This window comes from bacterium (assembly GCA_040755795.1).
In the GTDB taxonomy this organism is placed as follows: Bacteria; UBA9089; CG2-30-40-21; order CG2-30-40-21; family SBAY01; genus JBFLXS01.
The window spans coordinates 1-2255 of record JBFLXS010000548.1 but is presented as its reverse complement, the minus strand read 5'-3'; the positions used below and the strand labels follow the sequence as shown (position 1 = coordinate 2255).

3 protein-coding genes are annotated in these 2255 nt (G+C 37.8%); all 3 read right to left on the bottom strand.

The features are described 5' to 3' along the window. Positions 1 to 562 (bottom strand): RHS repeat-associated core domain-containing protein (locus tag AB1414_19515; protein MEW6609602.1); only part of this gene is annotated, 562 nt, incomplete at its 3' end. Positions 563 to 655: 93 nt separating this feature from the next. After that, on the bottom strand, positions 656 to 1603 hold the full coding sequence (locus AB1414_19510) for a hypothetical protein (protein ID MEW6609601.1): 948 nt from the start codon (positions 1601 to 1603) through the stop codon (positions 656 to 658). Then, on the bottom strand, positions 1600 to 2255 hold a 656-nt coding region (locus tag AB1414_19505; GenBank protein ID MEW6609600.1), incomplete at its 5' end, for a hypothetical protein. The genes AB1414_19510 and AB1414_19505, both read right to left, overlap by 4 nt.

Here is a 2255-nt window from a genome sequence, read left to right as displayed (position 1 = left end):
GATTATTTCTGCAATACGTATATCTGTTCAATGTCTGAGGGTCAAAGGGGTCCTGGACTATTGAATCAGGCGAGATGAATCTTCCTGTTACAGCATCATAATACCTTGCTCCATAGTAATAAAGCCCTGTTTCAGGGTCTAATTCCTGGTCTGTGAACTTGTAATTGGAGATGTTTGTTCCTGTATGCTCTCTCATCTCTCCAAAAGGCATGTAGTTTGTTTGCTCAACGATGTTTCCGAGATAATCTGTCATTGCCGATGAGCTGCCAAGATGGTCTTTATGGAAGTAGTATGTATAAGAAGGTGAGACTTTTGCAATCCTCAGATTCCCTGCAAAGACATATTTTATCTGCTCTCCGTTTGTCACCTCGAAATGCTCTCCTATGTAATAGGTCGTCCCTGAAGGGCTTACTTTCTTTGCCCTTATGTTTTCTCCATCATAGATAATGTTTGTTGTCCCATATCTGCTGTGTATGACCTGTACAGGCATGTTGTCTGTATTGTAGCTTATCTGCCTTGAGGCTATGTTTGAGAGGTCTGTAAGGTCAGGGCCTGAGGTCATGTTGCCGTTATTATCAAACTGAAATTGTCAAATCTTTGTCTCTCCCCGGAATAAGTTAACTAATTCATCAACGTCCCGTCACCTTCGTCCCCATTATTTTTTTGCTCCTAAAATTATAAAAAATAATCCGAGAGAGATTAAATATAGTGTGCCAAATATTGCATGAAAAATAATTGTCTTTCTGAAGAAATTTGGATTTGATAAAAAAGGAAGTAAATCTAAATTAACTTCTGTTTGATTTACATCTTCTGCTGACTTTTTGAATAGATTCTCTGAAAATCGGTATATATATATTAAAACATAAAGGAATAAAACCCATGTTAACAGATTAAACAGCCACATCCTTCGTATAAATTCGATAAAATTGGCCAAGACAACAATGCCCAAAACAATAGGAAAAAACTGTTTCCAGATTACTTTTATCTCCTCGATATTTTGCTCTCCTGTAAAGAAATAACGAAAAGACTTTCCTTCATCTTTTTTTAGTTTCGCTATTGCAAAAAGATAAAAGATAATCATTAATAACAAGACAGAGGGCAAAAATCTTGCTATATGCTCAGCAATTAGTTTATCATTTTTATGTACCCAAAAAACAATGAATGTCCCGGTAACATATATTGCTATTGGACTTAATAGTCGAAAATATAAAAGGCCTGCGCCGTGTTTCCATAATTCAATGGCTGTACGAGAATAAATGTCTGGTTTTTTAACTAATTGAAAAATTAAGAAACAAAGAAGAAAATTTAATACAAGCAATAAAATCACCGAGCTAATGATTATCTCAATTGATAATCCATCGGTTAATTCCTTATAAGCGACATAATTTAAAGCAATTAAACACCAACAGATTAACGAAATAATTCGTAAGGGTATAATAGATTGCTTTTTTATTGAACTAATATAATAAGCAATGCCTATTAGAATTACAAAACCAAAACTACCTCCAATATTAAATAGAATTTCCCCTTTTGTTAAAAAGAGTAAGGATGCGAATCCGAGAAGAGAACTTATAGATAAAATATCAAAAAAAATTCTTTTCATCTTCCTTTTATCCCCATTTTAAATATCTCATACCCTTTCAATGATGTATAACCACCAGTTACCATCATACCGCCACCTACTGCTAACGTATGTAGCCCACTACCGGTTCCTATGGCTCCGGTTATTGGTCCACCTGTCCACGGTACTGTCATCTCAGCTAACCCAAAAACAGAAAGATAGAATCCAGATGCTGTTGTCAAACCACCACCAAGCATAAGACCGACACCAGTGACAATTTGGCCTACATTCATTTTGACAGCAGGAATTTTCACCCCCGCATCACTCGCATTTTCCACCAATTGCACCGAATTCTTCTCCGCCCATTCCATATAGTTCATTTGCGCTTCTTCACTTATATTAAGTTTCAATGAATAGCTGCTTTTCTTCCGCAGATTTTCACCCAATGTAATCCCCTTCCCCGCATTACTCCTCTCTATTGCATCTCCAATTCCATATAACAACGCTGTTATCATAGCAGGAATTGCGCCCTGTGAGAACCTGCCGCCTGTAAGCTCAGCAATCACCCCGCTCGTCACACCTGCTGCTGCAACCTGCGCCGTTATTCTTAGAATATCATTGCCAATTCCCGCCGCTCCAACAGCGCCACCGACCGCCCCGCTTATTGCGCCATATAGCGCACCTTTGCCTATGT